Source organism: Clostridium thailandense, assembly GCF_019207025.1.
Classification (GTDB): domain Bacteria; phylum Bacillota; class Clostridia; order Clostridiales; family Clostridiaceae; genus Clostridium_AM; species Clostridium_AM thailandense.
This window is the reverse complement of sequence record NZ_JAEEGC010000064.1, coordinates 1-1,763: the sequence shown is the minus strand read 5'-3', so window position 1 is coordinate 1,763 and position 1,763 is coordinate 1. Positions and strand designations below refer to the sequence as shown.

The following is a 1,763-nucleotide window of genomic DNA, read 5'->3' as shown; positions in this document are numbered from 1 at the left end:
GGCTTGCGGCAAAGCCGCTAAATAAAAAATAATTAAAGCTTTTCTGTAGCGACAGCGGAAGAAAAGCAACCTTCATTGTCCTCTGTCCTCTGTCAATTGTCCTCTGAAAAAATTTTGCGTCGCATTATTTTTATTTTGCAAACACAGTTATGATATAATTATTAGTAAAGTTAACCTATATACAATATAGAAGGAGTAATTTATGAAACATAATTATGCAAAAGTTATAGTAAAAGGTTCCCCAATATCAAAATCTAATTTTAAGTTATTTAATATAAATGGAAGAGCTATACTACCTTTTAATTCCGGTAAATATCATGATAGATACGCTCTTTATGAAGAAGAAATAGCCTATGCTGCAAGACTACAAAATCCTGGCATAGTTTTTTCTGAAGCCTTAATCGCAATACTTAAAGTATATTATAAAAGCCCCAAAAGGCATCCTGATACTAATAATATAACCAAAAGCATTTTTGATGGTATTGAAAAAAGTGGACTTATTATAAATGATGCTCAAATAAGAAGAATTATAATAGAGGAATTTTATGATAAAGAAAATCCAAGATTTGAGTTAGAACTCTTTGCTGAAAGTATATATTCTATTGATTATAAAATAATAAAAAAAGAAATTGAAGACACACCAATAGAATATTCTCCTCCTCCAAATAGAAGATCAAAAATAGCTTTACCTTCAAAAGCTTGCAAATCCAGCTCTGATAAATCTGATGAAAATGTGTTTCACTGCGAAATATGCAATAAAATTATAAAAAAATCCGACTGTATCACTGCCAACAAAGGCAAAATGTTAATATGTAAAAACTGCTTTAAAAATTTATTTTAAATATTTTCATTCTGCTATTATTATAGCATCTCACGGCCAAAAGTTAGCTTTCGGCCTTAAATTCTATTTCTTAAAAAACTCGTCAATTATCTTTTCCGCCATTCTTTTTTGTATACTTGATTTAATTACTAAGGATAATACAATTACAATTAACTCATTTATATTTTTATCATCGTTGTCTGCTAATTTTTCTTTTTCAGCAATCTTATCATGAAAAGTGTTCTTAAAATCATTGATTTCACTTTCTTCTATATCCAAAAAACCGTTATATATATTTTCTAAATCCTTATCATAATTTTCTCCAGATTTCATCTCATTTACCAGAGGAGAAAAAAGCGTTTGTATATCATTTATTGATAATATCTGCTTTAAATAGTAAGTAAGAATAATCAATACCATATGCTGCCTAGAATACTTCTTTTTTTTAGGTGGCATCAAAATCCCTGATTTAGTATAATTATTTATCATAGTCTTAGTTAATGCTACTTCTTTTTCATCTCTCTTTAAATAAGAAAGCTTTTCATCTATAAATGTAGTAACTTGATCCATATATAAATCTATATCTGGTATATTGGAATATTTCAACTGATTAAAGGAACATAGTTCATCTAACAATCCTAATATTTCTTTTTCATTCATATGAGCATCCTTCTTTCAAACTTTTGTACTCTATACACATATTAACATATTTTACTATAGACATTTCTTTATATATTATAATCTTATAGTGTACAACTATTCAATAAGAATATAAAAAGGGACTGCTGCACTTATAGATAACCACACCAGACACTTAACTTATACGCAGGGATATATTTACATTCTGGAAGACACATTTAAATACTTTTGCTACAAGTCTTAGCTCATATTTTTGAAAAAGCTTAGAAGATTTGATTGGTTAAAAGTCTAAATGACTTTTAAC

2 protein-coding genes are annotated in these 1,763 nt (G+C 27.7%); one reads left to right on the top strand and one right to left on the bottom strand.

Annotation, left to right across the window (positions count from 1 at the left end):
* Nucleotides 1-202 precede the first annotated feature (202 nt).
* Nucleotides 203-841 carry a RusA family crossover junction endodeoxyribonuclease gene (locus tag I6U48_RS14220; protein ID WP_218321131.1) on the top strand — a complete coding sequence of 213 codons (639 nt, stop codon included), beginning with the start codon at nt 203-205 and terminating at the stop codon, nt 839-841.
* 63 nt (nt 842-904) lie between these two features.
* On the opposite strand, the gene I6U48_RS14215 is transcribed toward I6U48_RS14220, so the two are convergent.
* Nucleotides 905-1,480, bottom strand: a complete 576-nt coding sequence (locus tag I6U48_RS14215; protein ID WP_218321130.1) for a DUF1836 domain-containing protein — start codon at nt 1,478-1,480, stop codon at nt 905-907.
* Nucleotides 1,481-1,763: the final 283 nt, after the last annotated feature.

What these genes read in the sequence shown, in the direction of transcription:
- I6U48_RS14220 (WP_218321131.1), top strand. Translation starts at nt 203, where the DNA reads ATGAAACATAATTATGCAAAAGTTATAGTAAAAGGTTCCCCAATATCA.
- I6U48_RS14215 (WP_218321130.1), bottom strand. Translation starts at nt 1,480, where the DNA reads ATGAATGAAAAAGAAATATTAGGATTGTTAGATGAACTATGTTCCTTT.